21 protein-coding genes and 1 riboswitch are annotated in these 23,362 nt (G+C 55.1%); of the genes, 11 read left to right on the forward strand and 10 right to left on the reverse strand.

Translation table 11 applies throughout. The annotated features are described in order from the left end of the window. Positions 1-7: 7 nt before the first annotated feature. Genes yqiA through nudF form a run of 4 tightly spaced genes read right to left on the reverse strand, consistent with a single transcriptional unit; the run spans position 8 to position 2,495 of the window. Positions 8-589, reverse strand: coding sequence for an esterase YqiA (gene yqiA, locus AAHF05_RS19230; protein ID WP_129324668.1), 582 nt, complete (start codon positions 587-589; stop codon positions 8-10). Further along, a complete protein-coding gene (gene cpdA, locus AAHF05_RS19235; RefSeq protein ID WP_108090476.1) occupies positions 589-1,416 on the reverse strand; it encodes a 3',5'-cyclic-AMP phosphodiesterase in 828 nt (275 codons plus the stop codon). The genes yqiA and cpdA overlap by 1 nt, the downstream gene beginning before the upstream one ends. A gap of 27 nt (positions 1,417-1,443) precedes the next feature. Further along, complete coding sequence (locus AAHF05_RS19240) at positions 1,444-1,866, reverse strand: DUF1249 family protein (RefSeq protein ID WP_014833293.1); 423 nt, start codon at positions 1,864-1,866, stop codon at positions 1,444-1,446. Continuing rightward, positions 1,863-2,495, reverse strand: coding sequence for an ADP-ribose diphosphatase (nudF, locus tag AAHF05_RS19245; RefSeq protein WP_028017156.1), 633 nt, complete (start codon positions 2,493-2,495; stop codon positions 1,863-1,865). Before nudF ends, AAHF05_RS19240 begins: the two co-directional genes overlap by 4 nt. Positions 2,496-2,699: 204 nt before the next feature. On the opposite strand from nudF, the gene tolC reads away from it, so the two are divergent. The 3 genes from tolC to AAHF05_RS19260 all read left to right on the forward strand — a co-directional run bounded on the left by tolC (position 2,700) and on the right by AAHF05_RS19260 (position 6,168). Then, entirely contained in the window at positions 2,700-4,178 is a 1,479-nt protein-coding gene (tolC, locus tag AAHF05_RS19250) for an outer membrane channel protein TolC (RefSeq protein WP_129324669.1), read from the forward strand. A 161-nt stretch (positions 4,179-4,339) separates the two neighbouring features. Further along, positions 4,340-5,005 (forward strand): DUF1190 family protein, encoded by a 666-nt coding sequence (locus AAHF05_RS19255; RefSeq protein WP_028017154.1) that lies wholly within the window; start codon positions 4,340-4,342, stop codon positions 5,003-5,005. A 2-nt stretch (positions 5,006-5,007) separates the two neighbouring features. Next, on the forward strand, positions 5,008-6,168 hold the full coding sequence (locus tag AAHF05_RS19260) for a glutathionylspermidine synthase family protein (RefSeq protein ID WP_108090478.1): 1,161 nt from the start codon (positions 5,008-5,010) through the stop codon (positions 6,166-6,168). 80 nt (positions 6,169-6,248) lie between these two features. On the opposite strand, the gene ygiD is transcribed toward AAHF05_RS19260, so the two are convergent. Beyond that, positions 6,249-7,037 carry a 4,5-DOPA dioxygenase extradiol gene (gene ygiD / locus AAHF05_RS19265; RefSeq protein WP_129324670.1) on the reverse strand — a complete coding sequence of 263 codons (789 nt, stop codon included), beginning with the start codon at positions 7,035-7,037 and terminating at the stop codon, positions 6,249-6,251. 196 nt (positions 7,038-7,233) lie between these two features. Between ygiD and zupT the strand changes: the two genes are divergently transcribed. The 5 genes from zupT to AAHF05_RS19290 all read left to right on the forward strand — a co-directional run bounded on the left by zupT (position 7,234) and on the right by AAHF05_RS19290 (position 13,231). Beyond that, positions 7,234-8,007, forward strand: a complete 774-nt coding sequence (gene zupT, locus AAHF05_RS19270; RefSeq protein WP_129324671.1) for a zinc transporter ZupT — start codon at positions 7,234-7,236, stop codon at positions 8,005-8,007. Positions 8,008-8,338: 331 nt separating this feature from the next. Continuing rightward, positions 8,339-8,899, forward strand: a complete 561-nt coding sequence (locus AAHF05_RS19275) for a fimbrial protein (RefSeq protein ID WP_028017150.1) — start codon at positions 8,339-8,341, stop codon at positions 8,897-8,899. Between the two features lie 74 nt (positions 8,900-8,973). Next, complete coding sequence (locus AAHF05_RS19280; RefSeq protein WP_129324672.1) at positions 8,974-11,418, forward strand: fimbria/pilus outer membrane usher protein; 2,445 nt, start codon at positions 8,974-8,976, stop codon at positions 11,416-11,418. A 9-nt stretch (positions 11,419-11,427) separates the two neighbouring features. Next, on the forward strand, positions 11,428-12,186 hold the full coding sequence (locus tag AAHF05_RS19285; RefSeq protein ID WP_129324685.1) for a molecular chaperone: 759 nt from the start codon (positions 11,428-11,430) through the stop codon (positions 12,184-12,186). After that, positions 12,170-13,231: a type 1 fimbrial protein gene (locus AAHF05_RS19290; RefSeq protein ID WP_129324673.1), complete on the forward strand. Its 1,062-nt coding sequence runs from the start codon at positions 12,170-12,172 to the stop codon at positions 13,229-13,231. Before AAHF05_RS19285 ends, AAHF05_RS19290 begins: the two co-directional genes overlap by 17 nt. A 44-nt stretch (positions 13,232-13,275) precedes the next feature. Here AAHF05_RS19290 and ribB read toward each other — a convergent pair whose 3' ends face one another. Next, positions 13,276-13,929 carry a 3,4-dihydroxy-2-butanone-4-phosphate synthase gene (gene ribB / locus AAHF05_RS19295; protein ID WP_010435670.1) on the reverse strand — a complete coding sequence of 218 codons (654 nt, stop codon included), beginning with the start codon at positions 13,927-13,929 and terminating at the stop codon, positions 13,276-13,278. A 106-nt stretch (positions 13,930-14,035) separates the two neighbouring features. Beyond that, positions 14,036-14,186, reverse strand: a riboswitch (FMN riboswitch). A gap of 120 nt (positions 14,187-14,306) precedes the next feature. Here ribB and ubiK point away from each other — a divergent pair. Next, complete coding sequence (gene ubiK, locus AAHF05_RS19300) at positions 14,307-14,603, forward strand: ubiquinone biosynthesis accessory factor UbiK (RefSeq protein WP_049005067.1); 297 nt, start codon at positions 14,307-14,309, stop codon at positions 14,601-14,603. Positions 14,604-14,681: 78 nt separating this feature from the next. On the opposite strand, the gene hldE is transcribed toward ubiK, so the two are convergent. The 3 genes from hldE to AAHF05_RS19315 are packed head-to-tail and all read right to left on the reverse strand — an operon-like array spanning position 14,682 to position 20,331. Then, a complete protein-coding gene (hldE, locus tag AAHF05_RS19305; protein ID WP_028017145.1) occupies positions 14,682-16,112 on the reverse strand; it encodes a bifunctional D-glycero-beta-D-manno-heptose-7-phosphate kinase/D-glycero-beta-D-manno-heptose 1-phosphate adenylyltransferase HldE in 1,431 nt (476 codons plus the stop codon). Positions 16,113-16,152: 40 nt separating this feature from the next. Continuing rightward, positions 16,153-19,008: a bifunctional [glutamate--ammonia ligase]-adenylyl-L-tyrosine phosphorylase/[glutamate--ammonia-ligase] adenylyltransferase gene (glnE, locus tag AAHF05_RS19310; protein WP_129324674.1), complete on the reverse strand. Its 2,856-nt coding sequence runs from the start codon at positions 19,006-19,008 to the stop codon at positions 16,153-16,155. Positions 19,009-19,029: 21 nt separating this feature from the next. After that, on the reverse strand, positions 19,030-20,331 hold the full coding sequence (locus AAHF05_RS19315; RefSeq protein ID WP_129324675.1) for an inorganic triphosphatase: 1,302 nt from the start codon (positions 20,329-20,331) through the stop codon (positions 19,030-19,032). A gap of 229 nt (positions 20,332-20,560) precedes the next feature. On the opposite strand from AAHF05_RS19315, the gene AAHF05_RS19320 reads away from it, so the two are divergent. Both AAHF05_RS19320 and AAHF05_RS19325 read left to right on the forward strand, forming a co-directional pair. Further along, complete coding sequence (locus tag AAHF05_RS19320) at positions 20,561-21,181, forward strand: TIGR04211 family SH3 domain-containing protein (protein ID WP_028017142.1); 621 nt, start codon at positions 20,561-20,563, stop codon at positions 21,179-21,181. A 61-nt stretch (positions 21,182-21,242) separates the two neighbouring features. Beyond that, positions 21,243-22,484, forward strand: a complete 1,242-nt coding sequence (locus AAHF05_RS19325; protein ID WP_129324676.1) for a multifunctional CCA addition/repair protein — start codon at positions 21,243-21,245, stop codon at positions 22,482-22,484. A gap of 10 nt (positions 22,485-22,494) precedes the next feature. On the opposite strand, the gene bacA is transcribed toward AAHF05_RS19325, so the two are convergent. Continuing rightward, on the reverse strand, positions 22,495-23,316 hold the full coding sequence (gene bacA / locus AAHF05_RS19330; protein ID WP_032666809.1) for an undecaprenyl-diphosphate phosphatase: 822 nt from the start codon (positions 23,314-23,316) through the stop codon (positions 22,495-22,497). Positions 23,317-23,362 lie beyond the last annotated feature (46 nt).

Genomic DNA, 23,362 nt, shown 5'->3' on the forward strand with positions numbered 1-23,362 from the left:
TTGATTGTCAGTGGCTGTGCAGTCCAAGAAAATCGACAATCTGGGTGAAATGATTCTCAAAGTCCGTGAAAGCATGGTTTCCGCCCTCTTCTATAGTCTGGCGGCAGGATGCGTAATACGCCACTGCCTGGCGGTAATCCAGCACTTCATCACCCGTCTGTTGCAGCAGCCAGATAAGATCCGGCGCTTCAAGCGGGTCAACCTGCATAACTTTGAGATCGTAAATATGGCGTGACTCTAGCACATATTGCTGACCGGTGTAGGGGTTCTCGTTTTCACCAAGAAAGTCACGGAGCAGCTCAAATGGCCGTACCGCCGGGTTAACAACAACAGCGGGCAGCATAAAGCATTGCGAGAGCCAGGTGGCGTAGTATCCGCCCAGCGATGAGCCGACCACACCGAATGATTCGCCGCCGTGTTCAAGCACAATAGATTCCAGCATCTCCGCGGCTTCCGCCGGGTAAGGCGGCAGCTGCGGGATAATCATCTCAACATCGGGATGATGCTCGCTCAGCCACTGGCGAAACTGTGTCGCTTTTGCGGAGCGCGGCGAGCTGTTGAATCCGTGTAGATAAAGGAGCGTAGACATCAATAGCCTTCTGAAGCGGTGTCCGGACGGAATTTTGCGCCTGTCAAACGACAGACTTCCGTGGTCAGCGAACCATCGGCATGCAGTTCCAGCCAGCGCCAGCCTGGTGCGATGGTATCCAGCGTAAAGTTGGCACAGTGCGGCTTAAACTGAACGCAGGTCGATGGCGTCGCCAGCATGCGGCGACCATTCCAGTCGAGATCCTGTTCCTGATGGATATGTCCGCACAGGAGATTCTTCACACGCGGGAATTTCGCCAGCACGCGATCCAGCGCAGCAGAATTACGCAGACTGTGCTGATCGAGCCAGCTGCAACCCGCTGGCAGAGGGTGATGATGAAGTAATAACAGCGTATGACGTTCAGGTTCAGCAGCCAGTTTGGTCTCCAGCCAGTCGAGCTGGAACTCGCTTAATTCACCATGCGGGACACCAAACACCTGGCTGTCCAGCAGCAGGATCTGCCACTGTTCACCCGCAAAGACACATTTTGCCGGAGAAATACCCGCATCCTGGAGGGCATTGTACATAGCCGGCTGGAAATCGTGGTTTCCAGGTAGCCAGACGCAAGGCACACTGAAGCTCGCGATGCCTTCAGCAAAATGCTGGTAGGCCGCGGAGGATTGGTCCTGCGCCAGATCGCCCGTTGCGACAATCAGATCGCATGCACGATTTTCAGCGTGAATGGCGCTAAGTACCGCCTGATAGCTCTCCCAGGTGTTGACCCCCAGCAGAGTTTCATGCTTTTCGGCAAAAAGGTGGGTATCGGTGATTTGTAATATCCTGACTGGCGCCCCACCAGCAACAGTCAGGTTCAACAGGCTTTCCAAATGGTGTCCTTAGGTAGGTTTATGACGCTAACAAACCGGAATCGCCATTGCTCCATGTGCTAAACAATATCTTAGCCAGTCAGCTAAAAACTGGTTAATTTGATGCTTTTCGTCGCGTTGATGCAACTTTTTATTCGGGTAATCATACCGTGCCTTGAAGCGAAAGATCTGCTGACTTGAACACACTTCAGCGACCATTGCATCGTGATAGAGGCGCACCGTCATCGACGGCAGGCTCCAGTAGCTAATACTGGGTGCCGTTTGCTCAATCTCCACCAGCGTAGTGTAGCGCGTTGATTCTGTTATCGTTAACCGATACTGCGCGTTGCTCACCTGATAGCTTACCGTTTCGCCGGGTGCGTCATTTTTCGGCAGCAGGCGGCGCAATTGTGCGAAATTGGTTTCGCACAGGCGCATCATTTCTGGGAAGTCAGGTGTATAACGCTTCATTTTTTCCACTCGTTTCGTAATGTCTGATAATGCAGTTGCAGCCATTGCAGGGCGATGACAGACGCTGCGTTGTCGATTTTCCCCTCTTCTACCCACTGATAAGCCTGTTCCCGGCTCACCACATGAACCCGAATATCTTCGTTTTCATCTGCCAGACCGTGGATCCCTTCCGCCGTCGTGGCGTCCACTTCGCCTACCATAATGGAAAGGCGCTCGCTGGTGCCCCCCGGGCTTGCCAGATAGCTCAGCACCGGTTTTGTACGTCCCACCACCAACCCTGCTTCTTCCAGTGCCTCACGGCGGGCAACGTCTTCGACCGATTCGCCCTCTTCGATCATCCCGGCTACCATCTCCAGTAACCACGGGCTCTCGCTGACGTCGTAAGCCGCAATTCGGATCTGTTCCACCAGCACAACTTCGTCGCGCACTGGGTCAAAGGGTAGCAAGACTGCCGCATGCCCGCGCTCAAAAATTTCGCGTCTGATTTCGCCGCTCATTTCACCGTTAAACAGGCGATGCCTGAAACGGTAAAGTTCCATCGAAAAAAAACCGCTATAAAGCATTTCTCGTGCAATAATTTCTACATCGTTTTTGGCGAATGTCACGGGCAACTTTTCTGGTTTCTGCATGAGTCGAGTCCTGGTAGCAATGGTGATGAAATTGTGAATTTCAAGGCTGTTTGGCTGCCGTTTGCAAGGCTATATGTTAGATTGGTGCAAATTACCGCCAGATGGCACGTAACGCCAACCTTTTGGTATGGAAGATTCTGTTAGAATCGGCAATTATTTTTTAATTAGATCAGCGCTAATACTGCTTCACAACAAGGAATGCAAATGAAGAAATTGCTCCCCATCCTTATCGGCCTGAGCCTGACGGGCTTCAGTGCAATGAGCCAGGCGGAAAACCTGTTACAGGTCTATCAGCAGGCACGTCTGGGCAACCCTGATTTACGTAAATCAGCGGCCGATCGTGATGCTGCGTTTGAAAAGATTAACGAAGCGCGTAGCCCATTGCTGCCACAGTTAGGTTTAGGTGCAGATTATACCTACAGCAACGGTTTCCGCGACGCTAACGGCGTCAACTCCAATGCTACCAGCGCCTCACTGCAATTGACACAAACGCTGTTTGATATGTCCAAATGGCGCGCCCTGACCCTGCAGGAAAAGAGCGCAGGCATCCAGGATGTGACCTATCAGACTGACCAGCAAACGCTGATCCTGAACACCGCCACAGCTTATTTCAACGTGCTGAGCGCGATTGACTCGCTCTCCTACACCGAAGCGCAGAAACAGGCCATTTACCGCCAGTTAGATCAAACCACACAGCGTTTCAACGTAGGTCTGGTTGCGATCACTGACGTGCAGAACGCCCGTTCACAGTACGACAGCGTACTGGCCAACGAAGTGACCGCGCGTAACAACCTCGACAACGCGCTGGAATCACTGCGTCAGGTCACCGGGAATTACTACCCTGAGCTGGCGTCTCTGAACGTGGACAGCTTCAAAACGGATAAACCGCAGGCGGTCAACGCCCTGTTGAAAGAAGCGGAAAACCGTAACCTGACCTTGCTGCAGGCGCGTCTGAGCCAGGATCTGGCCCGCGAACAGATTCGTCAGGCACAGGATGGCCACCTGCCTACCCTGAGCCTCAGTGCATCTACCGGTATTTCAGATACGACCTACAGCGGCTCTAAAACCAATACGTCCCAGTATGACGACAGCAATATGGGTCAGAACAAAGTGGGTCTGAACTTCTCCCTGCCACTGTATCAGGGTGGTCAGGTCAACTCTCAGGTGAAACAGGCGCAGTACAACTTTGTTGGCGCGAGCGAGCAGCTGGAAAGTGCTCACCGCAACGTGGTGCAGACCGTACGTTCTTCTTTCAACAACGTGAACGCCTCTATCAGCAGCATCAACGCGTATAAACAAGCCGTGGTTTCTGCACAGAGCTCCCTGGATGCGATGGAAGCGGGTTACTCCGTGGGTACACGTACTATCGTTGACGTGCTGGACGCAACCACCACGCTGTACAACGCGAAACAGCAGCTCTCCAGCGCACGTTACCAGTACCTGATTAACCAGTTGAACATCAAACAGGCTCTGGGTACGCTGAACGAGCAAGACCTGCAGATGCTGAACAGCGCACTGGGCAAACCGGTCTCAACATCGCCGGACAGCGTGGCACCGGAGAACCCTGATCAGGTTGCCGCCGTTGATAACTTCAACGCTAACAGCAGCGCCCCTGCTGCACAGCCTGCCGCCGCGCGTACGACCACGTCCGCCAGCAAAGGTAATAACCCGTTCCGTAACTAAGATTGTCATCAGGCCCTCTCCCACGGGGAGAGGGCGCATCTGAATCACACCCGAACGTAAGCCAACGTAAAGATCCCCCTGATTCCCCCCCTCTTCGCTTCATTTTCAACCACTCATCCTCTATCCTGAGCGTTATTACCACTGGGTCCTGGAAGACAAAGATGAAACGGACAAAATCCATAAATCACGCTTCGTTCCGCAAAAGCTGGAATGCACGTCACCTCACCCCTGTTGCGCTGGCAGTTACGGCTGTCTTTATGCTGGCAGGTTGTGAGAAAACCGATGAAACGGTTTCGCTGTATCAAAATGCGGAAGACTGCTCAACGGCAACCGGTAACGCCGCTGAATGTAAGACTGCTTATAACAACGCCCTGAAAGAAGCAGAACGTACCGCACCGAAATATGCTTCACGCGCAGACTGTGTGGCAGAGTTCGGTGAAGGTCAGTGCCAGCAGACGCCTGCTCAGGCGGGCACTGCCCCGGAAAATCAGGCACAGGCGCAGTCCAGCGGCAGTTTCTGGATGCCGCTGATGGCAGGTTATATGATGGGCCGTCTGATGGGTGGCGGTGCGGGTTATCAGCAGCAACCGCTGTTTAGCTCGAAAAACCCGGCCAGCCCGGCTTATGGTCAATACACCGACGCCAGCGGCAAAGGCTACGGCGCTGCAACCCCAGGCCGCACTGTGACCGTCCCGAAAACGGCGATGGCGCCGAAGCCTGCGACCACCAGCACCATCACCCGTGGCGGGTTTGGTGAATCCGTAGCGAAGCAGACCAGCATGCAGCGTAGCGCGACAGGCTCCTCTACTCGCTCAATGGGCGGCTGATCATGGAGCGAGTCAGTATCACCGAGCGCCCGGACTGGCGCGAAAAAGCCACCGAATACGGTTTTAACTTCCACACCATGTACGGCGAGCCGTACTGGTGTGAAGATGCCTATTACAAACTCACGCTCGCCCAGGTTGAGAAACTGGAAGAAGTGACGGCCGAGCTGCACCAGATGTGCCTCAAGGTGGTGGATAAAGTCATCGACAGCGACGAGCTGATGGCAAAATTCCGCATTCCAAAGCACACCTGGAGCTTTGTCCGTCAGTCGTGGAAAACGAATCAGCCTTCGCTTTACTCTCGCCTTGACCTGGCATGGGACGGCGTGGGTGAACCTAAGCTTCTTGAAAATAACGCCGACACGCCCACTTCTTTATACGAAGCTGCGTTCTTCCAGTGGATCTGGCTGGAAGACCAGGCCAATGCCGGAAACCTGCCGGAAGGCAGCGATCAGTTCAACAGCCTGCAGGAAAAGCTGATAGAGCGTTTTGCCGAGCTGCGCGAACAATTTGGCTTCAACCTGCTGCACCTCGCCTGTTGCCGCGACACGGAAGAAGATCGCGGGACGGTTCAGTATCTGCAGGACTGCGCCGCCGAAGCGGAATTGGCAACCGAATTCCTCTATATCGAAGATATCGGCCTGGGTGAGAAAGGTCAGTTTACCGACCTGCAGGATCAGGTGATCAGCAACCTGTTCAAGCTCTACCCGTGGGAATATATGCTGCGCGAAATGTTCTCCACCAAGCTGGAAGATGCAGGCGTACGCTGGCTGGAACCCGCATGGAAGAGCATTATCTCCAACAAAGCCCTGCTGCCGTTGCTGTGGGAAATGTTCCCGAACCATCCTAACCTGCTGCCTGCGTATTTTGCGGAAGATGATTATCCGCAAATGGAGAAATACGTCGTGAAGCCGATCTTCTCCCGTGAAGGGGCGAACGTGTCGATTATCGAAAACGGCAAAACGCTGGAAGCGGTTGAAGGGCCTTACGGCGAAGAAGGGATGATCGTCCAGGAATTTTATCAACTGCCGAAATTTGGCGACAGCTACACGCTGATTGGCAGCTGGCTCATCAACGATCAGCCAGCCGGGATTGGCATCCGCGAAGATCGCGCCCTGATCACGCAGGATCTGTCACGATTCTATCCACATATTTTTGTTGAATAGACCGCGGCCTGATGCCCTCACCCCGTGGAAGAGGGTGCAAACACTAAAAACGGCAACCTGAGGTTGCCGTTTTGCTTTTATTACCCCACCTGCACCGAAAGCATACTCAGGCTCCCCATCTCAATACCGTCGACCGGGATCGTAACCGGCTCCTGACCATCCCACGCACCAAGAACGTACAATAGCGGCAGGAAGTGTTCCGGCGTCGGGTTAGAGAGCGAACCGCCTTCATGATCCAGATAGTTCACTAACGGATGCTCCTCAGCCGGGCCTTGCCAGGTCAGATTCGCTTTGACGTAATCATTAAAAGAGGCCGCCCACGGATAGGGCGTGTTCTCGCCGTGCCAGCGTGCCGTTCGCAGGTTGTGCACCACGTTACCGCTTGCCACCAGCATGATGCCTTCATCACGCAGGGTTGCAAGCTTACGACCCATCTCCAGATGCCAGGCAGCCGGTTTGGTGCTGTCGATGCTCAACTGCACCATCGGGATATCCGCATCAGGATACATTTTAATCAGCACGCCCCAGGAGCCATGGTCAAAACCCCAGGCTTCTTTATCCAGCGCCACCGGAACAGGCGCCAGCAGTTCCACCAGCCTTTGTGCCAGCTCAGGCGAGCCGGGGGCCGGATAGTGCGTGTCATACAGCGCCTGCGGGAAGCCGCCAAAATCATGAATGGTCTTAGGCGCTTCCATGGCGGTCACGCCCGTGCCCCGGGTGAACCAGTGCGCGGATACCACCACAATCGCTTTTGGACGCGGCAGCGTCTCGCCCAGGCTACGCCATGCGCGGGTATAGACGTTGTCTTCCAGAACGTTCATTGGGCTGCCGTGGCCTAAAAACAGGGCTGGCATACGGGAAGAAGTCATGATGATATCCTTACAGAAGGTGTCAATTTAATGGTGCTACATTACGCGCAATCCGGCAAAGATGAACGCTGATAAGCGTGAAGATCATCATCAGGAAATTTGAATGTAAGGAATATGTAAAGCAGAGCCACTCTGCTCGCTTTGCTGACAAAGAATCATTTATATTAATGAGAATCATTATCAAAAGGAGTAATGAATGTCAGTACCTTTGATCCTGACGATACTTGCGGGCGCTGCGACCTTCATCGGTGCGATCCTCGGTGTTCTTGGTCAGAAACCCTCTAATCGCGTATTGGCCTTCTCACTGGGCTTTGCAGCCGGGATCATGCTACTCATCTCCCTGATGGAGATGCTGCCTGCCGCGTTGGGAACAGAAGGTATGTCTCCGCTGCTGGGCTACGGCATGTTTGTCGTTGGCCTGCTGGGATATTTCGCGCTCGACCGCATGTTGCCCCACGCGCACCCTCAGGACTTCATGCAAAAAAACGTAGCGCCCGCGCCGCGTAACATTAAGCGCACCGCCATTTTGCTGACGCTCGGCATAAGCCTGCACAACTTCCCGGAAGGCGTGGCGACGTATGTCACCGCCAGCAGTAACCTGGAAATGGGCCTCGGCATCGCCCTGGCGGTGGCGTTGCACAATATTCCTGAAGGACTCGCGGTGGCCGGTCCGGTCTATGCCGCCACGGGCTCAAAGCGCACGGCAATCTTCTGGGCCGGGATATCCGGCATGGCGGAAATTCTTGGCGGCGTGCTGGCCTGGCTCATCCTCGGTAGCCTAGTTTCGCCGGTAGTCATGGCTGCCATTATGGCCGCGGTTGCGGGGATTATGGTTGCGCTGTCGGTTGACGAGCTGATGCCGCTGGCAAAAGAGATCGATCCAAACAACAACCCAAGCTATGGCGTCCTGTGCGGAATGTCGGTGATGGGGTTAAGTCTGGTCTTACTTCAGGCCGCAGGCATTGGCTGACGTGACGGGCGACTCCTGAAACGGAGGTGCCTATTATTTGTTAAAGAAATAACTTTTTACGGAATATATGTCCTGCATCCTTCCTTATAAAAAAATCAAGTTTTTTATTGAACATTATTGTGCGTAATAACACTAAACAATGCATCCGACATTATAATTTACACTTCTTGAAATTCATCCACTTACAATAACCCGTATTTATATTTTAATTAGATCTACAATGATTTTTAAGCTTGGTTAATCGCATTGCCCCGTCGGAGATCGGTATACTTCCCTGGCAATATTCTGATTAATATTCAGGATATGAATTCAACTGAAAAAGGATATTTTCATGTTTACAGGAAAAAAAGCAATTTTAGCCGTGGCAATGGCCACGCTTATTTCTGGGTCGGCGTTTGCTGCAGAACAAGGTTCCGGTAAGATCAAATTCAAAGGTGTGGTGATTGATGCACCATGCAATATTGCACCAGACAGCGTTGATAAAGAAGTCGATTTGGGTGAAATTACGACCGCCGTTATTAATGCCAATAAAAAATCGTCACCCGTGGCGGTAGATATCAACCTGGAAAACTGCCAACTGGACGATCCAGGCGATGAAACCGATACCCCAATCACCAAAGTTGACGTCACGTTCACCAGCTCCGCCACGGATACAACGGATACCAGTCTGATGACCAACACGTATGCCAACGGCGCGCAGAACGTGGGCGTCCGCCTGCTGGATAATGCGGAAGCGAACATCACCCTGGGTAGCGCCAGTGAAGTTACCCTGCTGGCAGGCTCCGCCACCCAGACGCTGCACTTTAAGGCGCAGATGGAAGTACTGAGCGGCAAAACGGCAACGCCGGGTCAGGTTGAAGCCACCGCAAACTATGTGCTGGCGTATAAATAATTCAAATTTACCTCGTTATCTACCGACTGGCTCGTTATGCCAGTCGGCATTTTATATTTACCTTGAGCAACAGGATGATGAAACATAAATCAACATGCATAATCATCATTACCGCCCTGTTAATGACGAAAGTCGCCTCTGGTACCGAATTTAATATTAATGCCATCGATAAAGATCAGCGCAACAGCGTCGATTTAACACAGTTTAAAGATCGCGCCTCCGTCGTCCCCGGACGTTATTTTGTTACGGTTTCGATTAATGACATCCCCTTAGCAAACGGCTGGCAGTTAACGTGGAAAAAAGTGAATGATGCAGTCCAGGTCTGTATTCCCGCCGAGCTGGCCGACACGTTCGGCCTGCAGGATAAAATACGGGAATCGCTAACTGAAAAAGAGGGCTGTATAGACTTCGCCCCGCTGCCGGACGTTCATTTTACCTTTGAACAAGTAAGCCAGACGCTAAACGTGTCCATTCCCCAGGCGTGGTTGCAGTACCGTTCTGCCGACTGGATGCCCCCGTCAACCTGGGATAACGGCGTGGCGGGCGTCCTGCTGGACTACAATCTTTTTGCCAGCCACTACCAGCCCAACAGCGGCAGCAGTTCAGATAATGCCAACACTTACGGCACGGCGGGCGCGAACGTCGGCGCCTGGCGGCTGCGCAGCGATTATCAATACAACCAGACGCACGCGGACGGCGGTTCAGAGCATAACGGGCGCTTCTCGCGCGTTTATATGTTCCGCCCCCTGCCCACCATGGGCGCAAAGCTGACGCTCGGCGAGACGGATTTCCAGTCGTCGATTTTCGACGCCTTCACCTACACCGGCGCATCGCTTATCAGCGATGAGCGCATGCTGCCGTGGTCACTGCGCGGCTATGCGCCACAAATCTCCAGCATTGCCCAAACCAACGCGACGGTCACCATAAGCCTCGCCGACAGGGTCATCTATCAAACAAAAGTCCCGCCGGGCCCGTTCATCATTCAGGATCTCAACCAGTCGGTGCAGGGCACGCTCGACGTGAAGGTAACGGAAGAGGATGGCCGGGTGAGTACGTTCCAGGTCTCTGCCGAATCCGTTCCCTTCCTGACGCGTCAGGGCCAGGTTCGCTACAAGCTGGCAGCAGGCAAGCCGCGAAAGGACGCATCGCATGACGTTGAGGACAGCACATTCATGAGCGGCGAGTTTTCCTGGGGCATGCTGTCGCAAACCTCACTCTATGGCGGAACGCTGGCCGATGGTGACCACTACCGCGCCCTGGCCGCCGGTCTGGGACAAAACATGGCGTATCTGGGGGCGCTCTCGTTTGATATCACCCGGGCCACCAGCCAGCTGCCGGGTGCGGATCCGCAGACGGGCTACAGCTACCGTTTTAACTACAGTAAACGATTCGACACCACCGGTAGCCAGCTTACGCTGGCGAGCTACCGATACTCGGACCGTCAGTTCCTGAGCTATGCGCGCTATCTGGATGACGACTACAGCGACAGCCAGACGGAAAAACAGACTCTCAGCGTCACCGCCAGTCAGTACATATCGGCCCTCTCGCTAAACCTTTATCTAAGCATGCTGCGCCAAACATGGTGGGACGACTCGCCTTCCACGACCGGCAGCGTCACCGCAGGCTATAACTTCGACCTTGGCCGCTGGAAAAACCTTGGCCTGACCCTGTCGTTGAGCAGAACCCACTACGAAGATGATGAAGAGGACGACAACCAGTTTTATCTCTCGCTGAGCGTGCCGCTCGATCCTGACCATCGCCTGAACTACGATCTTCGCAACGGCGACAGCCTGAGCCAGAGCATCTCCTGGTACGATACCTCTGACCGGAACAATACCTGGGGCGTCTCTGCAGGCACCGAGAGCGAAAAAGCCGATGCGGGCGCACAGTTCAGCGGAAACTATCAGCACTATTCTTCGCTGGGGGATATCAACGTCTCGGGCAGCTATAAGGCGAATGAGTACAACTCAATGAGCGCCAGCTGGAACGGCTCGTTTACCGGGACGGCGAAAGGGTTTGCCCTGCACCGTCGCAGCTACGGCAATGAGCCACGCGTCATGGTCAGCACCGACGGCGTGGGCCATATCCCGCTGAACGTATCGCATGACGAAACCAACGCGTCGGGTATCGGTGTTCTGCCGTCGTTTTCCAGCTATACCCCGGCCAGCGTGCGGGTCAACATGAACAATTTGCCTGACGGCGTTGACGTTGATACGCGGGTGGTCACTTCCACCTGGACAGAAGGCGCCATCGGCTATCGTCAAATCGCGACCCGAGCCGGTAACGATATTGCCGGCATTTTGCGAACGCCTTCCGGGACACCGCCGCTCGGCGCCCTGGTCAGCCTGCAGGATAACGGCCAGCAGGTAGGTATGGTCGCCGAGGAGGGTCGCGTCTGGCTGGGCGCCGTCCAGCCTGAGCAACAGTTCCTGGTCACGTGGGGAGACAACCATCAGTGTCGCTTCTCGTTACCTTCTCACCTTGAAAACAGTATGCAGCTCATGCTGCCTTGCCAGTAAGAAACCATGATGAAACCCACCCCACTTAAGGCCCTGAGCCTGATGTTGCTCGGCACCGCATTGAACGCGCATGCCGCCATTAACCTGGACCGTACGCGGATCGTTTTTCCTGAAGGGGACAAGGCAAGCAGCCTGAAAGTCGATAACCAGAGCAAAACCTTACCCTACCTGGCGCTTTCCTGGATTGAAGACGAAAACGGGCGCAAAGAGGACAGACACTTCATGGCGCTGCCGCCCATTCAGCGCATTGAAGCGGGCGCGTCATCGCAGGTCAGAATTGTGAAGCAGGCGGCAGTTGGGCAGTTGCCGAAGGACAGAGAGTCGCTGTTTTACTTCAACCTGCGCGAAGTTCCGCCCACAAGCAGCGCCAGCGAAGCGCGCAGCGTTATGCAGGTGGCCATGCAGAGCCGCATTAAGCTGTTCTGGCGGCCAAAAGCCATCACCAAAAAGCCGGGTGATCAAAGCGAAATGCGCATGGAAATTACCGCCACCGCAACGGGGCTCAGCGTACACAACCCCACGCCCTATTACATCACCCTCGCGTGGCTGAGTAAAAATGCGAAAACCCAGCTGCCGGGCTTCGACAGCCTGATGATTGCTCCGTTTGCCACAGCGTCCACCTCTACCGGCGACTACCACGGGAGCTACTACAGCGTGGGTTACATTGATGATTACGGCGCGCTGAAAAAAGTGGACGTTACCTGTGCGGGTAAGGCTCAATGCCAGCTCAGCGAGCGGAAGGGTCAAAACAATGCGCAAGCTCGCTAATTTTTTGTTTTTGCTGCTACTTGCCCTTCTGCCATTCAGGGAGGCGATGGCGCTTGACTGCTATCTCGGCGTTTCCGGCGGGCCTGTGGAGGAGACAAAAACAATCTCGCCTTTTGCCATTCCCAGCAACGCGCAGGTGGGGGAGAAAATATGGGAATCTGACGATATCAAAGTTCCTGTGACCTGCGACCACAATGCCACCAGTAATTTTGAAAAAGAGGACATCTATGCCTGGGTTAACCCCTACCCGTCGGCGTCCGATCCCTACTACGATCTCGGCGTAACTTATGAAGGGATCGACTACGATGCGACAGGACAACCCAACGGGGTCGATACGTCCCAGTGCCTTGATAACAAACAGATCACTATCTATACACCTGCCCAAATCCAGCAAATGGGCTGGGAGAACCGCATCTGCTCCGGCAATGCAAACGACATTCACACCTCACGCACGTTCATCGTGCGCTTTCGTCTGTACGTCAGAATCAAGGTCATGCCGCCGCACGGATACGTCAGCACGCTCGGGGACTATATCGTGGTGCAGTTCGACGGTAAGGGCGGCGTCAACCAGATGTCCGACGCGAAAAACCTTAAGTATCATATTAATGGCCTGAACAATATCACCGTGCTGGACTGCGGGGCGACCTTCAGCATCTATCCGGAAAATCAGGAGATTGATTTTGGTACGTTCAGCGCCCGCGACATGATGAATCAGGGAAAGCGAACGCGCACGTTCTCGGTCAGAACGACCAAGATACAGGACGCCGAGTGTTCCGATGGATTCAAAATGGATTCGTCGTTCTATACGAACGAGACGCTGAGCGATGAAGATACCGCCCTGCTCATCGGTAACGGCCTGAAATTACGCATCCTGAACGGAACGCAGCCCTACACCTTTAACCGATACGAAGAGTATGCCGATTTTACCGGCAGTACGTTGCAGTACGAACAGACCTATACCGCTGAGCTGACGCCGGTGTCGGGAAAAGCGATCCAGTCCGGACCATTCGAAACCGTAGTGCTGTTTAAAATTAACTACCACTAAACATAAAAAAGCCGGGTTTCCCCGGCTTTTTTACTTCAGCGGTTTCAGCTGGCTTTGCGCTCGTGCGCCTGGCGGTACTCGACCAGATCTTCAATCGTGACCACTGGCATATTGTGCAGACGAGCAAAGGTGATGCACTCCGGCGCGCGCGCCATGGTGCCGTCATCGTTGGTCAGCTCACACAAAACACCTGCAGGTTTGAAACCTGCCAGCGTCACCAGATCGATAGTCGCTTCAGTGTGGCCGCCACGAGTCAACACACCGCCCGCCTGCGCACGCAGTGGGAAAACATGCCCAGGACGGTGCAGATCGGATGGTTTCGCACCGTCGGCAATCGCTGCACGTACGGTAGTCAGACGGTCAGCCGCAGACACGCCGGTGGTCACGCCATGCGCCGCTTCGATGGTGACGGTAAAACCGGTACCAAAGGCGCTGGTGTTGTTCTCAACCATCATTGGCAGTTCGAGCTGCTTACGACGGTCTTCGGTAATACACAGGCATACGATGCCGCTGCCGTGACGGATGGTCAGCGCCATCTGCTCAACGGTCATGTTTTCGGCGGCGAAAATCATGTCGCCTTCGTTTTCACGGTTTTCATCGTCAAGCACCATCACACCGCGGCCTTCGCGCAGCGCATCCAGTGCATGTTCAACACGTTGAGTTGAAGTGCCAAAAGAGGAAAGTAGCGTCTGATTCATGGTAAAAAAACCTCATTAACATTATGGTTACCAGAATCAGGGCAGTCTTAGGAGCGCCGTATAAGCGGCAAAAAAATAACGTGAGCGGGCCCATGCCCGACTGGATCGTTACTCTCTCCCATCCGGACTCTAACCGTCGGCCCCGGAATTACACCGGATCTGCTGACCTTTGAGTGTTCACCCAAAGCGCTCGCGGGCTTTCAGCGTGAAGCTGATTTACCGCCGGTGGGGAATTTCGCCCCGCCCTGAGAATAAGCGAGATAACTATAACGCTATTGATTACCCTGGGCAATGCATAAGCATCAAACAATTTTGTTTAACCCGCGGCATGACGCGCTACAATAGGCACTGACACCTTTTCATCAAGGGAAACGACAATGATTGACCCGAAAAAAATTGAGCAAATTGCGCGTCAGGTACACGAATCCATGCCGAAAGGCATTCGTGAATTTGGTGATGACGTAGAAAAGAAAATCCGCCAGACGCTGCAGGCGCAGTTGGTTCGCCTTGATCTAGTCAGCCGCGAAGAGTTTGACGTGCAGACCCAGGTTCTGCTGCGTACCCGCGAGAAGCTGGCGTTGCTGGAACAGCGTCTGACCGAGCTGGAAAACCGCAATACGCAGGAAGAAGTGAAGCCGGCACCGGCCATTCCACCGGTGGATGAGCAGGAGTAAGAGCGGCCTGATGCCCTCACCCCAACCCTCTCCCACAGGGAGAGGGAGAAAAACGAACGGGCCAATTGGCCCGTTTTTTTACTGACTGTCTTTCTGGATCTTCTTAATGATGTTGGTGGTTGAGCACCCGTCCTCAAAGTTGAGCACCATCACTTCGCCGCCGTTAGCCCAGACCTCTTCGCTGCCCGCAATTTGATCCGGCTTGTAATCGCCACCTTTCACCAGCAGGTCCGGCAGAATACCGGCAATCAGACGCTGCGGCGTGTCTTCTTCAAACGACACCACCCAGTCCACGGCTTCCAGCGCACCGAGAACGATCATACGCTGTTCCAGCGGATTTACCGGACGCGTTTCACCCTTCAGACGCTTCGTTGACGCATCACTGTTCACTGCCACAATCAGACGATCGCCCAGCTTGCGCGCATTCGCCAGATAAGAGACGTGGCCCGCGTGCAGAATGTCAAACACGCCGTTGGTCATCACCACTTTCTCACCGCGCTTACGCGCTGCGGCAACGGCGGCTTTCAGTTCGTCTTCGCTCATCACACCGAAACCGGTGTCTGCACGGCCACGCACGGCATTTTCCAGCTCAATAGGCGAAACGGTTGAAGTACCGAGTTTGCCGACGACGACACCCGCCGCTGCGTTAGCAAAGTAACAGGCTTCTTCAAGGGAATTCCCGGCTGCAAGCGTCGCCGCCAGCACGCCAATCACCGTATCGCCAGCACCGGTCACGTCATACACTTCCTGCGCCTGAGTGGGCATATGCAGGGGTGCTTTGCCAGGCTGAATCAGGGTCATCCCCTGCTCTGAACGGGTCACCAGCAGTGCAGACAGCTCGAAATCAGCAATGATCTTCATGCCACGTTCGACAATTTCTGCTTCCGTTTTGCACTTACCCGCCACCGCTTCAAACTCGGAAAGATTTGGCGTCAGCAGCGTTGCGCCGCGATAGCGCTCAAAATCGGTGCCTTTCGGGTCGATCAGCACCGGCACGTTGGCTTTACGCGCGAGCTGAATCATCGTCTGCACGCTCGCCAGAGCACCTTTGGCATAGTCGGACAGCACCAGCGCACCAATATTACCCAGCGCCTGATTAATACGCTCGTGCAGCGGCTCAGGGTCAACTCCCTCGAACCCTTCTTCAAAGTCGAGGCGGATTAACTGCTGGTTGCGCGACAGCACGCGCAGTTTGGTGATCGTCGGGTGGGTCGGTACAGAAACGAAGTCACACTTCACGTTCACGTCCGCCAGTGACTTGCTCAGCGCACGCGCCGCATCGTCGATGCCGGTCAAGCCCACCAGACGCGAATGCGCGCCCAGAGAGGCAATGTTCATCGCCACGTTTGCCGCGCCACCGGGACGCTCTTCAATGGTGTCGACCTTAACCACCGGTACCGGCGCTTCCGGAGAGATGCGGCTGGTTGGCCCATACCAGTAGCGATCCAGCATCACATCCCCGACAACCATAACTCCAGCACGTTCAAACTCTGGCAGTGTTACTTTCATTCCTGACTCCAGAAAGATTCACAATTTGCGCGCGATAATATCACACTTGTTTTGTTACGCACGGTTCCACCAGCCACTTCTGCCAGCTTGCCGTCACCTGAGCGCGTTCACTGCTGAAACAGTCCAGCGCCACATGCCCCGGCTGTTCCTGCAGTGCCAGGTGGTGCAGCTCATCGCGTAGCGTGGTATAGGCGCGGGTTAACGCCTGTGCCTCCTGCTCGTCCATAATGTCGTTTTGCGCGAGCAGTTCCAGAATGCGTACATTGTCCGACCAGCGTGTCAGCTTCGGTTTATCGTGCGCGTGCAGCAGCACCAGGTACTGGGTGATAAACTCAATATCGGTAATCCCCCCCTCATCAGCTTTGATATCAAAGCGATCGCGATGTTTATTGCCCAGATGCGCGCGCATTTTCTCACGCATTTCCCGCACTTCATTTTGCAACGTGACACCCTCTCGCACCGTCGTCATGACATCCTTACGGATGACGTCAAACTGCGTTTTAAGCTGCGGATCGCCGTACACCACGCGAGCACGTACCAGCGCCTGATGCTCCCACGTCCAGGCTTCGTTCTTCTGGTAATCAGCAAAGGACTCCGTCGAGGTGACCAGCATGCCCGCCGCGCCGGAGGGTCGCAGACGTGCATCCACTTCGTACAAAATGCCGGATGAGGTACGGGTGCTGAACAGGTGCATAATGCGCTGGGCCAGACGCAGATAGAACTGGCGCCCGTCAATCTCACGTTCGCCGTCAGTCATCACGTCGACCGGGCAATCGTGCAGGAAGATTAAATCCAGATCGGAGCTATAGCCTAGCTCCCAGCCGCCGAGCTTGCCGTACCCCACTACCGCAAAACCACGACCTTCACGGTCGGCCAGATGTTTCGGCTGGCCGTAGCGAGCCACCATCTGCACCCAGGCCTGATGCACTACCGCGTCGATGATCGCTTCCGCAAGCCAGGTTAAGTGATCGCTCACTTTCATCACCGGCAGCGTTCCGGCGATATCTGCCGCTGCCACGCGCAGCATCTGTGCCTGCTTAAACTGACGCAACGCCTCCAGCTGCTGCTCTTCGTCCTCTTCCGGCACCCGCAGCAGATACTGGCGCAGCTCGTCCCGGTAGGCGTCCGTCGCCGTCGGCTGGTAGAGCGTATTCGGGTCGAGCAGTTCGTCGAGCAACAGCGGATAACGCGCCAGCTTGTTGGCTACCATTGGCGACGCAGCGCAGAGCGTAATCAGATGTTTAAGCGCCCCTGGAAACTCGCTCAATAGTTCAAGGTACGTGGTACGCGTGATAATCCCACTCAGCAGCGGCATCATGCGTGACAACGGCACCGGCGCATCCGCGCGGGAGCAAACCTCGCTCAGCAGATGCGGCATCAAATGATCAAGTACCTGCCGACCACGTGGCCCAATCGCACGTTTATTCAGTTCAAGACGGAAATCAGCAATCAGTGCCACCACACGATGGCGGGCGTCGTCACTCAGGTGTGCCAGCACTGGTGTAGTGTCATCTTCCTGAAGCGCATCCTGCCACAGCTCGCGCCAGTGCTCGGAAAGCGCATCGTCCTGCGATTCACTTTCGTCATCGCCAATCAGGTCGTTAAAGATACGGCGTACGCCTGCCATATGCGCATCCAGCCGTTCGGTCAGAGTCGACCAATCATCCGCATGCATCCCCCAGGCCAGACGCGCCCGGTTCAGGTCATCCGCTGGCAGGGTCTGAGTCTGTTCGTCGTTGATACTTTGCAGCAGGTTCTCCAGACGACGCAGGAACAGATAGGCCTCGCGCAGGGTTTGCGCGTCACCGTCCGGCAGCAGGTGAAGCTGCTCGATGGCGCTCAGCGTCGGCAGCAGTGAACGGGACTGCAGCGTAGGCTCACGCCCGCCGCGAATAAGCTGGAAGACCTGGACGATAAATTCGATTTCGCGGATACCGCCTGCACCGAGCTTAATATTGTCTTTCAGCCCACGGCGGCGCACTTCTCGGGCAATCATCCCTTTCATGTTTCTCAGGGACTGGATCACGCTGAAGTCGATGTAACGGCGGAACACGAACGGGCGCAGCATGGCGCGCAGCTCGTTGGCGTAGGCATCGTCGCTGTCGCCCATGATCCGCGCTTTGACCATGGCATAACGCTCCCAGTCGCGCCCCTGCTCCTGGTAATAATCTTCCAGTGCGGCAAAGCTCAACACCAGCGGGCCGCTGTCGCCAAAGGGACGCAGACGCATGTCCACGCGGTAGACGAAACCATCCTGCGTCGGCTGATCCAGCGCCTTGATCAGACGCTGGCCGAGACGGGTAAAGAACTGGGCGTTGTCCAGCTCACGACGTCCGCCGCGCGTGGAGCCGTTCTCCGGCCAGGCAAAAATCAGGTCGATATCGGAGGAGAAGTTCAGCTCGCAGCCGCCCAGCTTGCCCATCCCCAGAATCAACAGTGGCTGAGGAACCCCTTCCTCGCTGCACGGTGTTCCCCACTCTTTACAGCAGGCGGCGTAGAGCCAGTCTCGCGCAGCAACAATCAACGTCTGTGCCAGCTCACTTAACTGCTGTAACGTGCTCTCTTCGCTCACCAGCGCCAGAGATTGCGCCCAGGCAATACGCACCATTACCCGGCGACGGAACTGGCGCAGGACGCGCATCAGCGTTGCTTCATCCGCAACTTCAGCAAGCGCGGTTTGCAACCAGTCAGCATAATGCCGCCACTCTTCTGCCTGTGGCGGTGAATTTTCAAGCTCCACCAGCCAGTCCGGGTTGGCGGTGATACTTTCCTGCACAAAATCACTGAAAGTGAGCACGCTCTTCGCCTGCTCGCTTAATGATGACGCCGGTAATGACTCAGGCAGACGTTCGCAAACGGTCTGCCATTGCTGCTGTAACTGCGAAGAAAGCGGCATGATTGGGGTTCCTTGCCAGAGTTAACGTTTTCCGCTGTGCAGCCAGAACGGCTCCTGCGAAATGGCCTCGTTACGGAAATGCTCAATCTCAATATGCTGACGGGTTTCAATGGCATGCTTCAGCCCCTGCCAGTTCTCCAGCCAGGCCTGAGCCTTCACGCCGTCATAGGCACCGGAAAGCAGCAGCATGCTGTCGATATTGCGCGAAAGACGGGGAAGCTGATCGCCATACTGGTCACCCAGCGGGTAAGCAAAGGTGCTCTTCAGCTCGGCGGCATGGCGAGAGAGATGGATATCAGCGAAACGCTTGAAGTTCTCCGCGATTTTGATCTGTGCTTTCGCATCCAGGAAGGTACGCCAGCCGCGCGTCACCAGAAACTCGGTCAGCGCCAGTTTTGCCGTCGCCGTCTGCGGGCTATAGATCGCTGTTTGTGCCGATACGTCGGAAAGCATCAGCGTTTCGGTCTGCGTCAGCAGGTCACGTAAGTGAGCGCTCGCTTTGCGAGGAACAATACCGCCGAACAGCGTCAGGGTATGGCGCACCAGGGCAATCGCCGCCAGCACGTGGGATTTCGCGTTTTTCACGTTTCGCGCCCACAGCTCTTCATGGTACTGCCACTGCGAAAGCGCCAGCTCCAGCGCGGCTTCCAGACCCTGCTCCACGCTGGCTTTCGGCGCAACGTGCAAAATGGTCGTCTCTTTCACCACGCGTGGCGCATTTCCGGCCGCCTGGTGGTAACCGCGCGCGGCTTTACTCAGGCTTCCCTGACGCAACCCGGACTGGTTCACCAGCTTGCGTGCCAGCTTCAGCACATCATTCGCTTCCCCTTCCAGCAGTTCAAGCTCCAGTTCGCAGATCGGCTCCTGGAACTCACCCGCCTTCACCTCACCTAAATCCAGCGCGATTTCAATGCGGCTCTTGCCTTCCGTCACCAGCCATTTTTCGCGCCAGAAATCGGTACTGAACAGGGGCTGTACGTCTGCGGATAAGGTTTCTGGCAGTTTACCCTCAGGCCAAACTTCTGTCGGGAAACGTTCCAGCTCAAGTTCTGGCTTAGCGATGTCGATATTGTATTCCGGGCGCTGATGTAAACCGCCAACCACGCGGCCGGCAATTTTCATCGTCATCTCGTAGCGTCCGTTCGCGCCACGGATGCGTAGCCCCATATCGTGGCGGCGAAGCCAGTTGTCTGGCGTTTCGTAATAGATATTAAGCAGTTGTACCGGTGCATGGTGTTCGCCGGAAAGCGTGTGCAGATGCTGACGAAGAGCGTCAACGCTGTCTTTTTCGACGATAAACTTTAATTCAATTTCTTGTGCCATAGCCTTGTACTTTTGCGGGCGTCACAGACGCGTCAATGAGGGCGAACTTCCTCGCCATTTGTTTGTCAGTACATAGTATTTTGCGCCAAATTGCCATGCAATGAGCAATTTGACGGGCGTAAATGTGTAGAGTCGTGACACAGATGATTCTGATTGCTGACGAATGCTTTGCGTAGAGACACTGTTGCCACTACTATCGTTCCACTATTTATGAAAATAACGACTAATGATGCTTAAATTACGCCTGATTGGACTTACTTTACTCGCTTTTAGCGCCGCAACCACCGTGCACGCTGAAGAGAAGCGTTACGTTTCTGACGAACTGAACACCTGGGTACGCAGTGGCCCCGGAGATAATTATCGCCTCGTGGGCACGGTAAATGCCGGCGAGGAAGTCACCCTGTTACAGACCAACGCGGACACCAACTATGGCCAGGTTCGCGACAGTACCGGCCGTACGTCCTGGATCCCGCTGAAAGAGCTGAGCACCGTGCCAAGCCTGCGCACGCGCGTGCCGGATCTGGAAAACCAGGTGAAAACCCTGACCGACAAGCTGAATAACATCGACGGAACCTGGAACCAACGCACCGCAGAAATGCAGCAGAAAGTGGCGCAGAGTGATGGTGTGATCAACGGTCTGAAAGAAGAGAACCAAAAACTCAAAAACGAGCTGATTGTCGCGCAGAAGAAAGTGAATGCCGCCAATCTGCAGCTCGACGACAAACAGCGCACCATCATCATGCAGTGGTTTATGTATGGCGGTGGCGTGCTGGGCGTGGGTCTGGTGCTCGGTCTGGTGCTGCCGCATCTGATCCCAAGCCGTAAGCGTAAAGACCGCTGGATGAACTAACTCGTCTTCTCTGCCAGACTTACGTATGATCCTGGAAAAAGAGAAAACGGGAGTGTAGGGCGTGAAGAGTTATCTGGTCGGTGGTGCGGTACGTGATGCGTTGTTAGGTCTGCCGGTCAAAGATAAAGACTGGGTGGTGGTCGGTGCCACCCCCGAAGAGATGCTCAACGCGGGCTACCAGCAGGTAGGCCGCGATTTTCCCGTATTCCTGCACCCAAAAAGCCGGGAAGAGTACGCCCTCGCGCGTACCGAACGGAAATCCGGTTCTGGCTACACGGGTTTCACCTGTTATGCCGCGCCGGATGTCACGCTGGAGCAAGATCTCCTACGTCGCGATCTCACCATCAACGCGCTGGCACAGGACGAGCAGGGTCAGATTATTGACGCTTACGGCGGTCAGGACGATCTGCGTAACCGCCTTTTACGTCACATCTCCCCGGCATTTTCTGAAGATCCGCTCCGCGTTCTGCGCGTGGCGCGTTTTGCCGCACGTTATGCCCACCTGAGTTTCCGTATTGCCGATGAGACAATGGCGCTGATGACCGCCATGACCGAGGCGGGTGAACTTGAACACCTGACGCCAGAGCGCGTCTGGAAAGAGACGGAAAATGCTCTCACTACGCGCAACCCGCAGGTCTTTTTCCAGGTCCTGCGCGACTGCGGCGCGCTGAAGGTGCTGTTCCCGGAAATCGACGCACTGTTTGGTGTCCCTGCACCGGCGAAATGGCACCCGGAAATTGATACCGGCGTTCATACCCTGATGACGCTCAGTATGGCGGCTATGCTCAGCCCCGAGGTCGACATCCGTTTTTCCACCCTGTGCCACGATCTGGGCAAAGGCTTAACGCCAAAAGAGTTCTGGCCGCGTCATCACGGGCATGGCCCGGCAGGCGTGAAGCTGGTCGAGGGGCTTTGTCAGCGTCTGCGCGTGCCGAATGAGATCCGCGATCTGGCGAAACTGGTGGCCGAGTTCCACGACCTGATCCACACCTTCCCCATCCTGAAACCGGCCACCATCGTCAAGCTGTTCGATAACATCGACGCCTGGCGCAAACCACACCGCGTGGAGCAAATCGCCCTGACCAGTGAAGCCGACGTGCGTGGGCGCACCGGGTTTGAAGCGTGTGATTACCCGCAGGGACGTTTATTGCGTAAAGCCTGGGAAGTCGCGAAAGCGGTGCCAACGAAGGATGTTGTCGAAGCGGGCTTTAAAGGACCAGAGATCCGTGAAGAACTCACCAGACGTCGGATTCAGGCGGTGACAGACTGGAAAGAAAAGCATTGCCCTCAGCCGAAAGACTGAGGGCAATCGGTCAGAAGAAGACCACGTAAACCGCTGCCGCCACGATAAAGCGATAGATCGCGAACGGAATAAACGAGATACGCTTAATCAACTGCAGGAAAGTTTTAATGGCAATCAGCGCCACGATAAAGGCGGTGATGAAACCAACGGCGAACATCGGAATGTCACCCGTGGTGAGGAACCCAATGCTTTTGTAGACGTCGAGTGCAGTGGCTCCCATCATCATCGGTACTGCCAGCAGGAACGAAAACTCAGAGGCCGCATAACGGCTTACGCCCATCAGCATCCCGCCAGAAATGGTCGCGCCTGAACGTGAGAAGCCCGGCCACAGTGCCAGGCACTGGAAGCAACCAATCATAAACGCCTGACGGTAGGTCATGTCATCCAGACCTTCCGCACGCGGGGTTTTCGGCTTCAGCACTTCCGCCGCGATCAGCAGGAAACCACCCACGACCAACGCGTACATCACGTTAATCGGGTTAAACAGAGATTTAATGGCGTCGTGGAACACCAGACCCAGCACCACCGCAGGGATCATCCCGAGCAGAATATGGATCAGTGACAGTCGGCCTTTACCCATACCTTCGTGCTGAGGCGGACGGCCAAAGTGGATGCCGATCAGACCAAACAGACGACGCCAGAACATCACCACTACCGCCAGAATAGAACCCAGTTGGATGACCACTTCAAACGTTTTAGCGGTATCGCCTTCAAAGCCCAGCAGATGGCCAACGATAATCATATGGCCCGTACTGGAAACCGGCAAAAACTCCGTCAATCCTTCGACCACACCCAGTATTGCCGCCACCAGCAGCGAGTGCATATCGCTCATCTATAAACCCCTAAGAAGATATAAAAAAACGGTGCCCCATGCGGAC

This window comes from Enterobacter adelaidei (genome assembly GCF_041937165.1).
In the GTDB taxonomy this organism is placed as follows: domain Bacteria; phylum Pseudomonadota; class Gammaproteobacteria; order Enterobacterales; family Enterobacteriaceae; genus Enterobacter; species Enterobacter adelaidei.